Here is a 601-nt window from a genome sequence, read left to right on the forward strand (position 1 = left end):
GCCGTGACCGGAATCGGTGAAAATACGTTAGCGCAACCGGTGAAACCGCCTTTGCGCGAACGGCGCGCCTGTTTAGCGAAACTGGTGAAAAATAGATTGACGCTAACATCGGCGGGCTACGACGGCATGACGAACTTGGAGCTCAGGCAGAAGGTAGGCTACAGGCCGCGCAAGCGCGCCGCCGGCCGGGCGGCCACGCGCCACTCCGCCCGCAGGTCGCATGCCGCGTTCCTCGCCCTCGGGGAGGACGCGTGCGCCGCGGCCTGGGAGATGGACACCGTCGAGGGGGCCCGGGAGGACTCGGCCTGCCTGCTCACGCTGCTCCACCGCCCCAGCAGGCTCCAGCTGGCGCTCCTGCTCGAAGCGAAGGACTCGGCGAGCGTGGAGGCGGCGCTGGAGGGCGTGCGCTCGGTGCTGGGCGCCGACGGCATGGGGAGGGTCTTCCGCGCCGTCCTCACCGACAACGGCGCCGAGTTCTCCGACGAGGCGGCGATCGCGGCGCTGCTCGGCGAGGGGCCGGGCGAGACGAGGCTGTTCTACTGCGACCCCGGGCGCAGCGACCAGAAGGGCGCCTGCGAGCGCAACCACGTCGAGATCAGGA

Annotated in this window: 1 pseudogene; it reads left to right on the forward strand. The window is 70.0% G+C overall.

Annotated features, from left to right (window positions below):
* Positions 1-601, forward strand: a pseudogene (locus ACTQ1E_RS08875) (hypothetical protein); the annotation flags it as partial.

The sequence above is a fragment of the Collinsella sp. LCP21S3_C7 genome, assembly GCF_052118485.1.
In the GTDB taxonomy this organism is placed as follows: domain Bacteria; phylum Actinomycetota; class Coriobacteriia; order Coriobacteriales; family Coriobacteriaceae; genus Collinsella.